Annotated in this window: 15 protein-coding genes; 3 read left to right on the top strand and 12 right to left on the bottom strand. The window is 46.2% G+C overall.

What is annotated here, in order from left to right:
* The first annotated feature begins 423 nt into the window (after positions 1-423).
* On the top strand, positions 424-1,263 hold the full coding sequence (locus BN93_RS04255) for an aldo/keto reductase (protein WP_044259836.1): 840 nt from the start codon (positions 424-426) through the stop codon (positions 1,261-1,263).
* A 213-nt stretch (positions 1,264-1,476) separates the two neighbouring features.
* On the opposite strand, the gene rny is transcribed toward BN93_RS04255, so the two are convergent.
* The 8 genes from rny to BN93_RS04215 all read right to left on the bottom strand — a co-directional run bounded on the left by rny (position 1,477) and on the right by BN93_RS04215 (position 9,210).
* The gene (gene rny / locus BN93_RS04250; protein ID WP_009230056.1) at positions 1,477-3,012 is read right to left on the bottom strand and encodes a ribonuclease Y; all 1,536 of its coding nucleotides are present in this window, start codon (positions 3,010-3,012) and stop codon (positions 1,477-1,479) included.
* A gap of 113 nt (positions 3,013-3,125) precedes the next feature.
* Entirely contained in the window at positions 3,126-3,443 is a 318-nt protein-coding gene (locus BN93_RS04245) for a cell division protein ZapA (RefSeq protein WP_009230057.1), read from the bottom strand.
* On the bottom strand, positions 3,436-3,744 hold the full coding sequence (locus BN93_RS04240; RefSeq protein ID WP_009230058.1) for a hypothetical protein: 309 nt from the start codon (positions 3,742-3,744) through the stop codon (positions 3,436-3,438). Before BN93_RS04240 ends, BN93_RS04245 begins: the two co-directional genes overlap by 8 nt.
* Before the next feature lie 194 nt (positions 3,745-3,938).
* Positions 3,939-4,562 carry a hypothetical protein gene (locus BN93_RS04235; RefSeq protein WP_044259732.1) on the bottom strand — a complete coding sequence of 208 codons (624 nt, stop codon included), beginning with the start codon at positions 4,560-4,562 and terminating at the stop codon, positions 3,939-3,941.
* A 511-nt stretch (positions 4,563-5,073) separates the two neighbouring features.
* A complete protein-coding gene (gene glmM, locus BN93_RS04230) occupies positions 5,074-6,459 on the bottom strand; it encodes a phosphoglucosamine mutase (RefSeq protein ID WP_019187110.1) in 1,386 nt (461 codons plus the stop codon).
* A gap of 15 nt (positions 6,460-6,474) precedes the next feature.
* Complete coding sequence (locus tag BN93_RS04225; RefSeq protein WP_019187109.1) at positions 6,475-7,122, bottom strand: DUF4827 domain-containing protein; 648 nt, start codon at positions 7,120-7,122, stop codon at positions 6,475-6,477.
* Between the two features lie 249 nt (positions 7,123-7,371).
* Positions 7,372-8,409, bottom strand: a complete 1,038-nt coding sequence (locus BN93_RS04220) for a DHH family phosphoesterase (RefSeq protein ID WP_019187108.1) — start codon at positions 8,407-8,409, stop codon at positions 7,372-7,374.
* 411 nt (positions 8,410-8,820) lie between these two features.
* Positions 8,821-9,210 (bottom strand): DUF1573 domain-containing protein, encoded by a 390-nt coding sequence (locus tag BN93_RS04215; protein WP_009230063.1) that lies wholly within the window; start codon positions 9,208-9,210, stop codon positions 8,821-8,823.
* Positions 9,211-11,229: 2,019 nt separating this feature from the next.
* Here BN93_RS04215 and BN93_RS04210 point away from each other — a divergent pair.
* The gene (locus tag BN93_RS04210; RefSeq protein ID WP_019187106.1) at positions 11,230-11,622 is read left to right on the top strand and encodes an A1S_2505 family phage non-structural protein; all 393 of its coding nucleotides are present in this window, start codon (positions 11,230-11,232) and stop codon (positions 11,620-11,622) included.
* Positions 11,623-11,801: 179 nt separating this feature from the next.
* Here the strand turns inward: BN93_RS04210 and BN93_RS04205 are convergent, their stop codons facing one another.
* The 4 genes from BN93_RS04205 to BN93_RS04190 all read right to left on the bottom strand — a co-directional run bounded on the left by BN93_RS04205 (position 11,802) and on the right by BN93_RS04190 (position 15,401).
* On the bottom strand, positions 11,802-13,784 hold the full coding sequence (locus tag BN93_RS04205) for a tetratricopeptide repeat protein (protein ID WP_044259834.1): 1,983 nt from the start codon (positions 13,782-13,784) through the stop codon (positions 11,802-11,804).
* Positions 13,785-13,938: 154 nt separating this feature from the next.
* On the bottom strand, positions 13,939-14,502 hold the full coding sequence (gene def / locus BN93_RS04200; RefSeq protein WP_019187104.1) for a peptide deformylase: 564 nt from the start codon (positions 14,500-14,502) through the stop codon (positions 13,939-13,941).
* Positions 14,499-14,915 (bottom strand): Holliday junction resolvase RuvX, encoded by a 417-nt coding sequence (gene ruvX / locus BN93_RS04195; RefSeq protein WP_009230067.1) that lies wholly within the window; start codon positions 14,913-14,915, stop codon positions 14,499-14,501. The genes def and ruvX overlap by 4 nt, the downstream gene beginning before the upstream one ends.
* Positions 14,916-14,921: 6 nt before the next feature.
* Positions 14,922-15,401, bottom strand: coding sequence for an SPOR domain-containing protein (locus BN93_RS04190; RefSeq protein ID WP_009230068.1), 480 nt, complete (start codon positions 15,399-15,401; stop codon positions 14,922-14,924).
* Positions 15,402-15,675: 274 nt separating this feature from the next.
* Between BN93_RS04190 and BN93_RS04185 the strand changes: the two genes are divergently transcribed.
* Complete coding sequence (locus BN93_RS04185) at positions 15,676-15,897, top strand: YtxH domain-containing protein (RefSeq protein ID WP_019187103.1); 222 nt, start codon at positions 15,676-15,678, stop codon at positions 15,895-15,897.
* Positions 15,898-15,903: the final 6 nt, after the last annotated feature.

Raw genomic sequence — 15,903 nt, 5'->3', positions numbered from 1 at the left:
CACACCGCATTGACAATAGCACGGAAAGCATGCACGCTTACTACCACTAGCGCGAACGGTAGTAAGCGTGTTGCTCTTGGGCAATGGGGACAAGTTGGTGGAAACGCAGAAGCAGTCTGCACTCGACAGCCAATTTTCAGCTTGTAGAGAAGGCATTGAATGACCTACGCCAGATAACCTTTTGGGGCATATCCACATTTTGCCTCAGCCAAAAGAGGTAGATTTTCTGATTTTATTGTATTTTTGTCTATCACTCCGCGTACAAGAGTGAGGTGTTTATCTGGGTTTACAGCAAAAACAATAAACTCCACTCAACTCGTAAAATATCAAAGGAAAGACGGTTTCAATGTTGTAATATTAGACAACAATATTGCCACAAAAGCGTATCTTTGCAAATAGAAAACTAAGAAAAGAAAAATGGAAATGAAAGAAGTGACATTAAACAATGGCGTTAAGATGCCCCAATTGGGCTATGGTGTATATCAAGTTGAGCCTGCCGAGGCTAAACGATGTGTTAGCGATGCCTTGGCTGTTGGGTACAGAATGGTTGACACGGCACAAGTCTATGGCAACGAAGAAGGCGTGGGACAGGCCGTGAAAGACAGCGGCATAGCACGCAACGAGGTTTTTATCGTTAGCAAAATATGGATTAGCAACTATGGTTATGAACGTGCTAAGCTGAGCATTGACGAAAGTTTGAAAAGGCTGCAAAGCGATTATATAGACCTCATGCTGCTACATCAACCCTTTTGCGACTATTACGGAGCTTATCGCGCCTTAGAAGAGGCATACCGCGAGGGCAAAGTTAGGGCCATAGGCGTTAGCAATTTCCAACCAAACCACTTTATAGACTTGGCCAACAACGTTGAGATTGTACCGGCAGTAAACCAAATTGAAACCCATGTGTTTTGCCAACAACGTCGCGCACAGCAGTATATGAACGAGTTTGGAACGCTAACCATGTCGTGGGGGCCGTTTGCCGAGGGGCGAAATGGTTTCTTTACCAATGCCGAACTCGTGGCCATTGGACAGGCACACAACAAAACGGCCGCACAAGTGGCACTGAGATACCTAATACAACGCGACATCATCATTATACCAAAGTCGACACATCGCAACAGGATGGAACAGAACTTCAACATCTTCGACTTTGAACTCACACCCGAAGAGATGGCTCGCATTGAGGCATTAGACCTTGGAAAAAGCCTGTTTTTCGACCATAACGACCCCGAAACGGTGAAGATGTTCATGGGATGGAGGTAAGTTGTGAAAGCGGTAACAGCTTTTAAAGGCAACATTGGTGCCACGCCTCTGAAAACCATTAACGCAGAGAAGGAGAAACAAGCAAACAAATTGCCCGTATTTTTCATACAACTTGCCAGATAAAAACAGATGGGCAGAAAAACAAAATAAGGTGTGCCACGCGGCACACCTTATTATATATGGGCTTGACGAGCCACCCATGGTGGACGAAAATTACTTGGCAAAGGCCACAGAACGCGTTTCGCGTATAACGGTAATCTTCACTTGTCCGGGGTAAGTCATCTCGTTTTGTATCTTCGTTGCAATCTCGCCGCTTAGTTTCTCGCTCTCAGCATCGTCCATCTTGTCGGCACCAACGATAACACGCAGCTCTCTACCCGCCTGTATGGCGTAGGTTTTGGTAACTCCAGGATAGCTCATGGCAATAGCCTCCAAGTCGTTGAGACGCTTGATGTAGGCCTCAACAATCTCGCGACGTGCACCTGGACGAGCACCCGAAATGGCATCGCACACTTGCACAATGGGTGCCAACAAGGTATTCATTTCTATCTCATCGTGGTGTGCGCCAATAGCGTTGCAGATGTCGGGTTTCTCCTTATACTTCTCGGCAATCTTGGCACCATAAAGGGCGTGGGGCAATTCGCTTTCCTCATCGGGTACTTTTCCAATGTCGTGTAACAGACCTGCACGCTTTGCCTTTTTGGGATTTAGTCCCAACTCTGAGGCCATAACGGCACAAAGGTTGGCCGTTTCGCGTGCATGTTGCAAGAGGTTCTGTCCGTAAGACGAACGGTACTTCATCTTTCCTACAATGCGAATAAGTTCTGGGTGCAAGCCATGAATACCCAAGTCGATGGCTGTACGCTTACCCGTCTCAATGATTTCGTTTTCCAATTGTTTCTTCACCTTGGCCACAACCTCCTCTATTCGGGCAGGGTGAATACGGCCATCGGCAACAAGTTGGTGAAGGGCAAGACGGCAAACCTCGCGGCGAACGGGGTCGAAAGCCGATATAACGATGGCCTCGGGCGTGTCGTCTACAACTATTTCAACACCTGTGGCAGCCTCCAAAGCACGTATGTTACGGCCTTCGCGACCGATGATGCGACCTTTCACCTCGTCGTTGTCGATGTGAAATACGCTCACCGAGTTCTCAATTGCCGTTTCGGTAGCCACACGTTGAATGGTTTGTATAACAATCTTCTTGGCCTGTTGGTTGGCATTGAGTTTAGCCTCGTCGATAATCTCGTTGATATAGCTAGCTGCGTCGGTCCTCGCTTCGTCTTTTAAGCTCTCGATAAGTCGTTCCTTGGCCTCGTCTGCGCTAAGTCCCGACAGCTCTTCGAGTTTCAAACGTTCCTGACTTTGCATCTTTTCGAGTTCCTCTTGCTTGATATTCAGCAGTTTTTTCTCGTTATCCACGCGCTGTTGGTTTTGTTCCACCTCTTGTTTGCGGCGTGCCAACTCGTCTTGGCGTTGGTTAAGCGAAATCTCGCGCTGTTTAAGCTTGTTCTCGTTTTGCTGAATACGTTGGTTGCGGATTTGCACTTCCTTTTCCAACTCGCTTTTCTTATTGAGGAATTTCTCTTTAACTTCGAGCAATTTTTTCTCTTTCAGCACTTCCGCCTCTTTGTTAGCGTTTTCTATCATCTCGTTATACTGTCCCTTAATGACGTATCTAAAAAGGAGATAGCCAACAAAGCACCCTAAAACAAGTGCAACGGCGGCAGCGATTATCGTTTCTATCATACAGATTTATATTGATTATGTAATGTTTTTGTTCTGTTCTCTTTTGGTGTTTATGGGGCGAACACCTTGGCGAAAGTTGCCATAAGGCAATAAAACTCGGAAAAGAAAACAGCTTAAACAGACGTTGGCTCGATGCCCAAAGTCTCTTCAATCTCTGCGGCAAGCCCTTTAAGGCTATCCATCAACGGCTCAACGTCGTTGTGTTCGTCCGCATTGTGGTAACGCATAGCAATGTCTATGAGTACCATGTAGAGAATGTCAATATCGCTTTTCTTGCCTGCATACCTAGCCGAGTAGAAGTTCACAAGGTCGGTAATAAGCTTTGCACTCTTGCGATACTTCTCTTCGTCTTCTCGTGAGCAGTTAACAGGTATCGACCTGTCGTATACATTGAGCGTTATCTTGAAGAAGTCTTTTTTGTTATCAGCCATTGTCAATGCTATTTTCGCTTAGAAGTGTGATACATCTGTTCACATCTCTAATGAGTTTGGAGAGCCTTTTCTGGGCCGACTCCATGTCGCCATCGGTGATTTCAACCATCTTAGCCATTTTCAGGCTGTCGTAGCTCTTGTAAACAGATTGCAAACTGTCGTCCAGTTCCTTTATTCGGGCATCGCGCTCATCAATCATCGTCTGTAGCTCAGCATTCTTTTTCTCCAATTCTTTATATTGGAGAAGTAGCTGGCGCAGCCGTGTGGTAAACAGCGACAATGTGAATTCGTTTGCATCCATAATTAAACACCAATTTGACTACAAATTTAACTTATTTATTTGGATGGCGCAAATTTTCAACCTGTTACATCTTGTAAAAATGTAATTAAGCTGCATCAATGGGCTAATATGCCACGTAAACACCCCGTTATGCGAGCGTGGAAAGCCAAAAGACGACAGCGAGGAATGGCCTTTTCTTGCCCCGAAAGTGTGGCTTACTTGGCTTTTTCGTCGGGACGCGGCTCTTTCTTGGCCAGCATTACCACTTGGAAAACGAAGTCTGTTACCCATTTTTGGCTAAATCCAAGCCTTTTATTATATTGCCTGATCGAGGCAACGGTCTTCAACACACCTGCATCCGAAAAATCGTTCTTGTTGAAAATGTCGTTGATGGTGCGTTGCGTCATGGTGTAAATGGCCTTCTTGAAGAACGAGGGCAAACGCAACTTAAACTTCATGAGATTGCCCATGAGCATCATGAGATCTTGTGTGAAGTTCTGGAATTGTATCAAGTACACCTGCACATCTTGCAGCTTGTGGCAGTTTTTCCTAATGCTGGCATCTATTTCTTTAAAGAAACCCTCGTCGGTTTTATACAGTTCTTTCAACATCTTACGGCAATGCGCCTTTTCACCAAGGCCCAACTTGTTGTTCTGCGTTGGTATGCGCAAGGTTGTTTTGTACGTTCTCAAATCGGGAAGCATGGCCAAATTGGTTATACCTAGATTGGCGGCGAGGGTTGCCTGGAAGTAAACTCGCACCAGAGTCATGTAGTCTTCCATGCCACCCGTCTTCGATTTGTCGACTTGTCTTTTGAATATTGAGGAAAATAATCCCATAATTGTTTTGTTTCGAATAATGTAAATAGACGTGTGCTCCCTCTATATCCCATGCCTTAGGCACAAGGTGAATGCCACGAGTGGAGCGAATACTAGCTGCAAAAGTACGAAAAAAAGGGGAAACAGCAATTTATGGCCTTAATTTCAAGTGATTAGAAGGTAGTTTTTGGGCATTGGTAAGAAGACAATGGGTGCTAAACACGATAAGTTTTGGTTGATGGCCAATGGCTGGCGCATAAACAAAGGTTGAAAATTGAGCAAAAAACACGGCATGCCGGGAGAGGTTTATGCGGTTCGTTATGCTTATTTTCATCTTTCCTTGTAACGAAAAGCAAGACTAGCATATACACGAAAACACCACTTTCGCCCTAACACAGCGTGTACCCCCAAATGGGTAACAGGCCGTGAGGAGTGAAAGCGGCGCTTTATAACTTACTTCCCGAATCGGGAAACGGGTAATTAGATGTGTGCTACTCTTTGCTATGGGCAAGTTCTCAAAACCTTGTTTGTGCTATTTACTCATGTCGTACACCACCTGCATCAGCTTTTTACCGATTGCATCGGCATCTTCCATCGTCGCAGCCTCGCTGTAAACACGGATGATAGGCTCGGTATTGCTCTTGCGCAAGTGCACCCATTTGTCGGCAAAGTCTATCTTTACGCCATCAATATCGTTCACTTGCTCGTCTTTATACAGTTCTTTTACTCGCTCCAAAATGGCGTCTACATCGGTAGACGGCGTGAGGTCGATGCGGTTTTTGGCGATAAAATAGTTGGGATAAGTGGCGCGCAGTTCGCTCACCTTGCAGCCCTTGTGTGCCAAATTGCTAAGGAAAAGGGCGATACCAACCAAAGCATCGCGCCCATAATGGCTCTCAGGATAGATTACTCCACCATTACCTTCACCGCCGATAACTGCATTAACGGCCTTCATCTGCGTGGTTACGTTCACCTCGCCAACAGCCGCAGCCGTGTATTGACCGCCGTGTTTGAGGGTAACATCGCGCAGGGCACGAGTGGAACTGAGGTTAGACACGGTGTTGCCTGGTGTTTGCGACAATACATAGTCGGCCACACTAACCAACGTGTACTCTTCGCCGAACATCTTTCCGTCTTCACAAATAAACACCAAACGGTCCACATCGGGGTCTACTACGATACCCATATCGTAGTTTCCTTTCTTTACCTCGGTCATAATCTCTGTGAGATTTTTCTCCAAAGGTTCAGGGTTATGGGCGAAATCTCCCGTTGGTTGGTCGTTGAGCATGGTGTATTTCACACCCAATTGGTCGAGCAGTTTGGGCAGGATAACGCCTCCCACGCTGTTTACTGTATCGACCACGACCTTAAACCCAGCCTTACGAATGGCATCGGCATCAACCAACTTTAACGCCAACACACTATCAATGTGACGTTGGTCGAAACTATCGTCCTCGGTATAATGGCCTAAGTGGTCTACATCCGCATAAGTAAAGTCGCCCTTATCGGCTATTTTCAAAAGCTTTGCGCCATCTTCGGCCGTAAGAAACTCACCTTTATTGTTTAGTAGTTTCAATGCGTTCCATTGACGTGGATTATGACTTGCTGTGATAATTATACCCCCATCGGCTCCTGCCATAGTAACGGCCAACTCTGTAGTAGGCGTTGTGGCCAGCCCGATGTTCAGCACATCAAAGCCCATTCCCATGAGCGTACCACACACAATGTTCTTAACCATATCGCCAGAAATACGTGCATCGCGGCCAACAACGATGGTGTTGTTGCCCTTAGGCATGCTTTGACGAATGAAAGTGGCGTATGCCGAAGTAAACTTAACGATGTCTAACGGGTTAAGTGTGTCTCCAACCCCTCCGCCAATTGTACCGCGGATGCCTGAAATAGATTTAATTAGTGTCATTACCAAATATGTTTTTTATCGTGCCTTGCTCAATTCTAACTCATAAAAATAAGGTATCACGCCATTCACGGCCGCCCCATGACCTCGGTCGTGGGGTACGATTAGGCGAACGCGAGCACCTGCCTCTTCGGAAGAAGAAAGCCTGTCGAGCAATATATAGGAGAAAGGCGTGAGCCAACCAGAAGGAACTGCCGTCCCATTGGTGCGTTGGCGTGCCACGTACATCAGTCCACCCTTACCATTAAAGCTTGCGGTAAACGTGCCAGAAGTGTTTGTTACGTCCATCCTATCAAGCCAAGCGCTAAAACGCGGATGGAAACTAGAAAGTTCAAGGCTGTCGGTAAGCAAGTTTCTTTCGCTGAACCTGCACGTCACATTCATGCGTTCGCCTTTTTCAATCTTCTTACCTACACCCTTATGTACGATTTGCATGTACACACCCGAACTCTCAAAGAGCACATATTCGTTCTTAGCCGTGTCGGTAGTCTCACCGTTTGCAACAAATTCGTTTTCGCTAATAACTTTGATGTTCTTCTTCGTGATGTAATTACTGATGGCGTTTCGTTCTGATTCCACTTGGTCGGCATAGGTTTCGTACCTGCTACACGATTGCCACGAGAGCGCACCCGCCAAGAGGAAAAGAGAAAAGAACAATTTCTTCATTCGTCGTTTAAGTTTTATATGATGAGGTTGCAGACTGCCGTTACTGCCATTCGCTCCGTCAGGAACATTGGGCTACACCTCGTCCACAATGCTGCAAAGATAATAAAAATATTACGTTTTCGGGATGAACGACCTCGTATTTTTGGATTTTTACACATCTGTTGGCCGTCCAAATCCCACATGTCGGGGGCAAAGCGGGTGCAGCGAAGCAACCTTAATGCCACACCAAAACCGCGAAAACGACGTTGGTCAAGCCCGCAAACGCCCCGAATAGGCAATGATGGCATCGCGAACAACGCGCTCGGCCTCGCTCATCGAACAGAAAAGCTTACCCCCACTGGCATTGAGATGGCCGCCGCCGTTGAAGAAACGCTCCGCCATCTCGTTGCAAGGAAAGTCGTCTACCGAACGCAGGCTTACCAAAATGAGGTTGTCTTTGTCGGTATCTTCGCGCAACGAAATAACCAATTTCTGCCCTTTTATACGCAAAGGCTCGTTAACAAGCCCTTCGGCATCGCCCTTAACGAAATGAAAATTCTTCATGTCTTGGCGCGTAATGCAAAAGTACGAGGCGTTAAGTTCGTTCAGCACATTGAGTTTCTGGCTCATCAGGTAGCCGCGGAAACGGATGGCCCACGAGCTATAATTGTTGTAAACGTTGCGATATACCTTGTCTTTATCAAACCCTTTGGTCAGCAAATGCCCGATAATGACATATATTTCGGGGCGAGTGGAGTTATAAGTAAAGCCTCCCGTGTCGGTCATCATGCCACAATACACGGCAATGGCGGCCTGCCTACTGAACATTTCGAAACCTCCGAGCTGCCAAACGATGCGGAACACGATTTCGCAGGTGCTGCTCATCTGCGGCAACGACACCATCAGGCGAGCATCCATCTGCGGGTTGAGGTGATGATCGAGCACAACTCGCTGGGCTGTGGTGGTTTCCAAGGCCTGCTGCATGTCGTCAACACGGTTCGTTGCATTAAAGTCTAGGCAGAAAATAAGGTCTGCCTCGGCAATACGTTCTTTGCAAACGGCGGTGTGTTTGTCGTAACGCATCACCTTTTCTACGCCTGGCAACCATCTAAGGAAATCGGGGAAGGCGTCGGGAACGATGATGAGCGGCTCCTTACCCACTTGCCGCAGGTATTCGGCCCACGCCAATGAAGAGCCGATAGCATCTCCATCGGGCGACTTATGGCAGCAAACCACGATGTTGTTTGCCGCTTGTATCAATCCGTTCAAGGTATTAGAATCGGACTGTGAGAGTATTTCGAGTTGCATAATGGTGCAAAGTTACAAAAAAGGTGCTTAAAGCCACGCTTTAAACACCTTATAATTTAGGGCTAATCCTATAAAATTCGCTTACAGAACAATCTTTGTTCGTGTAGCGTTTTATAGCCAGTCAATTTCGTTCTTTTTCGTTCCTTGAAAAGTACGTTTTCTCACCATGACAATGTACGAACAAGCTCGACATCGTTCATTTGGCTTAACGAAAACCGTTCTTTTTTCGTTCCTTGAAAAGTGCGTTTTCTCGCCATGACAATTTACGAGCAAGCTCGACATCATTCATTTGGCTTAACGAAAAACGTTCTTTTCTCGTTCCTCGAAAAGTGCGTTTTCTCGCCATGACGATGTTCGAGCAAGCTCGACATCGTTCACTTGGCTTAACGAAAACGTTCGTCTGCCGTTTAGCTACTTCGCCTCTTCCATAACACCCTCCACATAGATGCGTGTCATTTCAGTAACACCGTTGGTACGGATAGTGATGGTTTTCTTAAAGTGGCCAGGAAACATGTTCTTGCCATTATAAACAACTTTCACTTCGCCCTTTTCACCTGGTTTAATGGGCGTTTTGGGGTACGAGGGGACAGTGCAGCCACAGCTAGCCGTGGCCTCGTTGATGACAAGGGGGGTCTTTCCTACATTGGTAAAGGTGAAGGTGCATTCCTGAACAGGGTTCTTTTCACTGAAAGTACCAAAGTTATGGGTAATCTTATCAAATTTAATTTCTGCCTGTTGCTGTGCCACAGCAAATCCAACAAATGCAAAAAGCATCATTGAAAGCAATACCAATTTCTTCATATCCTTATCTTTTAATAATAATGAGCGTCGCGCAAAAGTACCGCCCTACCCTGCCCTTGTCGTACACAAGGCACAACCAAACTGGCAAAATTAGATGGCGTTTTCTTCCTAACGACTTTGCAAAGTTAACGCTATATGCGGAGAAAAACAAATTTTACGCTAAGAATAATGTCCAACCACGCGATTTGTAAGCAGTAAAATCCAAGAGCATTGGCAACTCTTTTGCCCTTGTAACAGCACTTATCCAAGGGATTTGCAGTGTTTAAACAGGGAGTTTCTTCACCAACAAGCACCCCTTCTTTTCTCGTTCCTCGAAAAGTGCGTTTTCTCGCCATGACAATGTTCTGGCAAGCTCGACATCGTTCATTTGGCTTAGCGAAAACGCTCTTATTATATAATCATGTGTAAAACGATGATGAATGGTAAAAACACATTCGCTACAAACACATTTCGCGCACATCTATCCACCATCCGTTCTGGCAATAGTTTTTAGAAGACAGTTAGTTACATGCCGAAGTTGTTTTGACGTTTAATCTTTCTCCAAATGGAGAAACGTGTAGCACAAGTCAACTCACGGCCATATAAACTAACTAAGACCCAACAACTCCAGAAGACTTCAACTGGCCAGCTCACCAACTAATTAACTTGCAAACTCACAAGTTCTTCAACTCACAAATTCATCAACCCAAAAGCTCACCAACCCAAAAGACCATCAACTTACAACCTCATCAACTCAAAAGTTCATCAACTCTAAAACTTAAATTGTTATCTTTTATTTTACAATACCACTCTAATTTTCGCTCCGTTCTAGCAAAAATATTGGTTATAAAGTCGGTAAAAATCCACTATTTCTACCCTTCCGTGCCTTGGGGGTTGTCTATTTTTAAGCCTAGAACCTGCATTTTGCACCATTTTGCCTTTCTAATTTGGTTGCCAACTCATGATTTTTGAAGCCCGATTACCCACTTTTAGCCCCTAAAACCCCACTTTTTCATGGCCATTTTGCCTTTTCGAACTATGTTTTTAGTGGTTCTAAAAGGTTTTGTTTATACAATTGCTATGAATGTTTATACTTTTTGTCTTGCATTTTGCGGCAAATCTCACTGCATTTAGCACCATTTTGCCTTGCGTTTAGCACCAAAACGCACTGCATTTAGCACCAAAACGCACTGCATTTAGCATCAAAACGCACTGCATTTAGCGGCAAAACGCACTAATTTTGCACCAAACAGCCCCGAAAATGGTGCAAAGGACGTTTTCTTTAAATAAAAATTCATTTTGCCGCATGCACAATCTTACCCTGTTTGGCATCGAAACAAACCTTCGCGAGAATCGATTTTTTGCGGTAAGGTGAGCAGTTGGTGGATAAAAAGGGTACTCATAGTGTTAAATTTCTTACTGAAAAGCTGACAATATTTGGTAAGTTGACGAGTGGACAAGTTGGCGAGTGGACAAGTTGACGAGTGGATAAGTGAGCGGGTTAATCGTTCTTTTCCCGTTACTCGAAAAGTGCGTTTTCTTGCCATGACAATGTTTGAGCAAGCTCGACATTGTTCATTTGGCTTAGCGAAAACATTCATCTTTGCGTATTGTGACCTAAATACGTCCATTTTGACATAAAAACATAAGAAACATAAAGAAGTGCGCTTTACTTTTTCCTCATTATGTGCCACTGGAAAGATGCTTTCAACTTGTAAAGAATGTATTGAAAACTTCCGCCAGGCTACCTTTTTTTTGAGGCATGGCCATGTTTTGCCGCAGACGAATAGGGCGGAATTTCAGATTTCATGGTACCCTTGGCTGGCACTTCGTACATGGGCGGGGCGTTTATCTTGGTTTTGCTGCACAAAACCATAGGTTTCTCTCAATTTGTAGAAAGACTAAAAGCTAGGACGACTTCGTTGTCAATAAAAGCCTTTCTGCTATTGCATCGTAAACGAAATAGGCGTAACTTTGCCAGTAAATAATGAACCGACAGCACGTCATAGGCATCAAACCTACAAGAAAGGGGGAAACAAGATGAAACGATTCACGGAAGAGCAAATAACAACACTCGCCCCAAACGAGATATTTGTGTTTGGCAGCAACATTCAAGGTTATCACGGCGGAGGTGCCGCACGCATGGCACTCAACAAGTTTGGTGCGGTATGGGGAAAAGGAGACGGACTGCAAGGCCAATCCTACGCCATCCCGACAATGGAAGGCGGAGTAGAAACAATACGCCCGTTTGTAGACAAGTTCATCAGCTTTGCAAGCAAACATCCCGAATACACATTCTTAGTTACAAGGATTGGGTGTGGCATTGCAGGCTTTACAGATGGGGAGATTGCCCCACTGTTTCAAAACGCCATTTCGATGACAAACATCATTCTACCCAAAACATTTGCTGATGTGCTTGAACAAACGAAGTGAAATAGCCAACAGTTAAGGAGTCATTAACGTTGCTTAAAAACAATACAAAGTTGCTTGTACCGCAACTACAAGCCACTGGTAGCTCCACTACAAGCCGCTTGTAGCACCTGCGCAAAAGGGTTTGTAGTATATGGTTTGGCCAACAATGCTGTGGTAAAAAACGTTATACGCGCCAAGCTTTACTTCTTCTTTGCAGTCGTGGCACTGTTTTTCTTGATGATGTTGTAGGCCGAATAAAGGCCTAGTTCGCCTGCCTTGCTAAGGTCTTTAACGCCTTGCGGGCGTTCGCCACGGGCAACATGGGCCAGTCCGCGATTGAAATAGGCCTCGGCAAACCGACTGTCTAGTTTGATGGCTGTCGTATAATCTGCAATGGCTTTGTCGTTGTTGCCTTGGTTGTAGTACAAGTTCGCCCTACAATAATATAGGTAAGCACTTTGAGGTTGTAGGGTTATGGCTCGGTTCAAGTCGGACAATGCGCCTGCTTCCAACAATTTAGCATCCGCTCCATTGGATGCCTTGAAACCGCTCATGGCCGTTTGGCACACGGCCCGATGCCAATAGGCCAGGACGGAGGTGCTATCGAGCGAGAGCAACGTTGTGAGGTCGGCTATCGCTGCATCGAAATTTTGCAGTGTTCCGTAGGTCACCGCACGCTGTAAGAGCAAGGCACGCAATTCAGCATTGTTGGCATTGGCACCTATTCTCTGCGTCAACGACTCGGCAAGGACAAAGAAATCTTTCGAGTGGCGTTCGTCTAACTGTTCATTTCCACAAGCAACGTATAAGGGACGGCCAAGTTTTGCCACGCGATTAAACTGTTCTACGTCGCGGTCGAAAGCCTGATAAGAACGTATTCCGTTGGCGTATGGCACGAGCGAAAGGTGGAACATGGGCATGAGCGATGTGCTGGTGGCGTTGTCTTGCACGCGTCCGCGGTAGCGACTTTCGTATTCGTGGGCCACTTCGTTCTCGTCGCTCACCACCATTTGGTTGTACTTGTCCATGTTTATCTCGCTACGCTTGCGCACCTCTTTCAGCTTGGCACGCGTCCAACGCGCCTGAACGCCCAAGCGTTTGTCCATCTGCGCTTTGAAAATCTTAAACTCGTCGAGTTCGGCCTTGGCCACCATGCCTAGTCGGCGATAGCAACGGGCACGATAAGAAAGCCCCACCCAAAAGTTGGGAAACTGCTTGATGACCCTAGAATAGTCGTCGATGGCGGCGCGTATGTTACCCGTTTTCTCGTGAAGTATGCCACGATTGAACACGGCCATGAAGTTGTTTGGTTCCATCTTGATGATGAAATCGAAGTCGGCGATGGCCCTATTATCGTCGCCCAGCTGCAAACGAAGTAGTCCGCGGTTGTAATGTCCAAGAAAATTGTTGGGGTCCAGTTCCAGTGCAAGGTCGTAATCGGCCATTGCTCCACGCAAATTATTTAGGTTAACGCGAGCAATGGCGCGGTTAAGATAGTTGTCCACGTTCTTGGATTTCAGGTGAATGGCCTTTCCCAAGAACTCATCAGCCTCGCGCCATTGCTTTCGCGACAGACTGATGTAGGCTCTCATGGTCCATACATTGGCGTCGTATGGGTCTAGTTTCAAGCCTTTGTCCAGCCATTCGGCCGCTTTCAGCGTGTCTTTTTCGTGCAAATACACCTCCGCGTTTAGGGTATAGGCATTGGCATAGTCGGCCCAACGCGACACAATCGTGTCAATATCGTGGTGCGCACCTGCATAATCCTTGTCGTTCATGCGGCAGGCAGCGCGATTGTACCAATAGTTTCGGTTGCTCGGATTGAGCTTGATGGCGCGGTTGTAATCGGTTATTGCCTCTTGATACTTGCTTTGCCTGATGCGCGAGATGGCTCGAAGGTCGTAAATGTCCTCGATGTAGGGGTTCAGACTGATGGCCTCGCCGGCATCCTCTTCGGCTCCCACGTAGTCGTCCAGATAGAATTTGGCGATGGCGCGGTATTGCCACGGCTGGTAAAGGTAAGGCCGAAGTGAGATTATCTGGTTGAAATATTGCATGGAAAGCACGTAGTCCTCGTAATGGAGGGCTATCTGTCCACTAGTCATCAGCCTATCTACGTTGAACTGCGCACGGGCAATGAACGCGACTAGTGCGAAAAAAACAAGTGCAATCTTTCTTCTCATGCAACCTATGGCAATAAATTCTGATGTAATACTGTTGGCGCTGTTAAGGCGCAAAGGCTGTTTCGCTTTTTCTCATTGCGATGAAAACGGTTTAACGTTCCCTGCAAAGGACAAACAAGTTTGGCTTTGCACGCTCGGATTAACGAAGAGGTGCTTAGCGCGTTGCTTGCTTCGTGCGGTATCCGCAGCGGAATTTGCCTTGCAGCAGTGCCTTCAATTTATTTTTAATGAGCTGCTTGCGGAAAGGCGAAAGGTGGTCGGTGAAGAGGATGCCGTCAAGGTGGTCTACCTCGTGTTGCAGCACGCGAGTGAGATAACCTTCGAACCATTCGTCGTGCGGCTTTAAGTCTTCGTCAACATATTGCATACGGATGCGCGTGTGTCTCGTTACCTTTTCGTGTATGCCTGGCAGCGAAAGGCAGCCTTCCTCTAAGCTCTCGGTAGGCGATTGCTCGTCAATCTCAACGATATGGGGATTGATAAACGCCTTTCTATACCCCTTATATTCGGGATAAGTCTCGGCTAACACGTCAAGGTCTACCACCAACAAACGGATGTCTAAACCAATTTGCGGTGCGGCCAGCCCGATGCCGTCGCTGGCTTCCATTGTTTCGAACATGCTTTGGATTAGTTCTTTCAAGTTGGGATAGTCCAACGGAATGTCTTGTGCCACCTTACGCAGCACCTGTTGTCCATATATATATACTGGTAATATCATCTTCTTTTTGATTCTAGATAACTTTGTAGAATGATTGTAGCGCTAATCTCGTCGACCAACGCCTTATCTTGTCGGGCTTTTTTCTTCAAGCCTCCGTCGATCATGGCCCGATGAGCCAGCACCGACGTAAACCTTTCATCGTAATATACGACGGGTATTGTGGGGCACGCTTTCTTCCATCGCGCCACGAACTGCCTCACGCGTTCGAGGTTTTCGCTGGGTTGCCCATTAGTTTGTTTTGGTTCGCCCACAACAATCAGCTCCACCTCCTCCCGTTTGGTGTAGTCGAGCAGGAAGTCGACCAATGTAGACGAAGAAACTGTTACCAACCCGTTGCAGATAATTTGCAGCGGGTCGGTAACAGCGATGCCTGTTCTTTTCTGTCCGTAATCTACGGATAATATCCTGGCCACGTTGGTTTACTTTCTATATAGCAACCAAGCGTCGGGATAAGTAGCACGGAATTCATTTCTAGAAGTTACAGCATCGGCTTTCGATGTGAACGAGGCTGCAACAACGCGATACATGTTGCGGTCGGCATTGTATGCCAGACGTGCGTCGTGGCCTTCGCTCTTCAACTTATTATAAAGCCCTTCGGCATTGGTCTTCAATGAGAAAGACCCAACGACAACGCTGTAATCATTCAGACCGGAACCGCTCACAACAGTGACGTTCTCTTGCCTTACTGAGGCATTTTCAACACTCTCTTCCACGGTTATCTGTGTTGCGGGCGACTCCTCTACGGGCGTCACAACAGGCGCAGCGCTCTCACCAGACGTCTGCTCTTGCGACTTTGCCTTTTCGTAAGCCCTCTTGTAGGCACTTTCCTTGCTCGATCCACAGCTCGACAACATAAATGCAGCACACAAGCTGGCGCATAAAATCATACTTTTCTTCATCTTCTATCCTATTTAGAATTAAACTTACAATCGCTTTATGATGGGCGAAATTACAAAATATATAACTAAAACACGAGATATGCTCGCATAAAGTTTGTTAATTGAGCACTCTACACGCTTTTTAACATAAATAATGACGCAAAGATTTTGAGCTTTGTCATAGTTTTACTACATTTGCTTTTATATTGAATGCCATGAGGCTAGTATGCCTTTACAAAAGCGATCAATACTTATTTTATTAATACACATACATAAACAATTAAAAGCAAAAGGTATGAAAGCATTAGGTTACATTGGCGCATTCTTAGGCGGCGCCATCGCTGGTGCAGCCCTAGGGCTGCTTGTTGCTCCTGAAAAGGGCGAAGAAACACGTGGCAAAATATCGGATGCCGTTGACGACTTCTGCAAAAGACACAACCTCAAGTTGAGCCGCAAGCAGGTTGACGACCTTGTTGACGACATCAAGGACGCCGTTCCCGAGTCGATTGTTGAATAACATGGC

Source organism: Prevotella conceptionensis 9403948 (assembly GCF_000312305.1).
Lineage (GTDB): Bacteria > Bacteroidota > Bacteroidia > Bacteroidales > Bacteroidaceae > Prevotella > Prevotella conceptionensis.
This window is presented reverse-complemented; position numbering and strand designations above follow the sequence as displayed.

Excerpts from the sequence above, each read along its gene's own strand:
- BN93_RS04235 (WP_044259732.1), bottom strand. The coding sequence starts at position 4,562 with ATGGGATTATTTTCCTCAATATTCAAAAGACAAGTCGACAAATCGAAG.
- rny (WP_009230056.1), bottom strand. The coding sequence starts at position 3,012 with ATGATAGAAACGATAATCGCTGCCGCCGTTGCACTTGTTTTAGGGTGC.
- BN93_RS04190 (WP_009230068.1), bottom strand. The coding sequence starts at position 15,401 with ATGAAGAAAAGTATGATTTTATGCGCCAGCTTGTGTGCTGCATTTATG.
- glmM (WP_019187110.1), bottom strand. The coding sequence starts at position 6,459 with ATGACACTAATTAAATCTATTTCAGGCATCCGCGGTACAATTGGCGGA.
- def (WP_019187104.1), bottom strand. The coding sequence starts at position 14,502 with ATGATATTACCAGTATATATATATGGACAACAGGTGCTGCGTAAGGTG.
- BN93_RS04240 (WP_009230058.1), bottom strand. The coding sequence starts at position 3,744 with ATGGATGCAAACGAATTCACATTGTCGCTGTTTACCACACGGCTGCGC.
- BN93_RS04215 (WP_009230063.1), bottom strand. The coding sequence starts at position 9,210 with ATGAAGAAATTGGTATTGCTTTCAATGATGCTTTTTGCATTTGTTGGA.
- BN93_RS04185 (WP_019187103.1), top strand. The coding sequence starts at position 15,676 with ATGAAAGCATTAGGTTACATTGGCGCATTCTTAGGCGGCGCCATCGCT.
- BN93_RS04255 (WP_044259836.1), top strand. The coding sequence starts at position 424 with ATGAAAGAAGTGACATTAAACAATGGCGTTAAGATGCCCCAATTGGGC.
- BN93_RS04205 (WP_044259834.1), bottom strand. The coding sequence starts at position 13,784 with ATGAGAAGAAAGATTGCACTTGTTTTTTTCGCACTAGTCGCGTTCATT.
- BN93_RS04220 (WP_019187108.1), bottom strand. The coding sequence starts at position 8,409 with ATGCAACTCGAAATACTCTCACAGTCCGATTCTAATACCTTGAACGGA.
- BN93_RS04225 (WP_019187109.1), bottom strand. The coding sequence starts at position 7,122 with ATGAAGAAATTGTTCTTTTCTCTTTTCCTCTTGGCGGGTGCGCTCTCG.
- BN93_RS04210 (WP_019187106.1), top strand. The coding sequence starts at position 11,230 with ATGAAACGATTCACGGAAGAGCAAATAACAACACTCGCCCCAAACGAG.
- BN93_RS04245 (WP_009230057.1), bottom strand. The coding sequence starts at position 3,443 with ATGGCTGATAACAAAAAAGACTTCTTCAAGATAACGCTCAATGTATAC.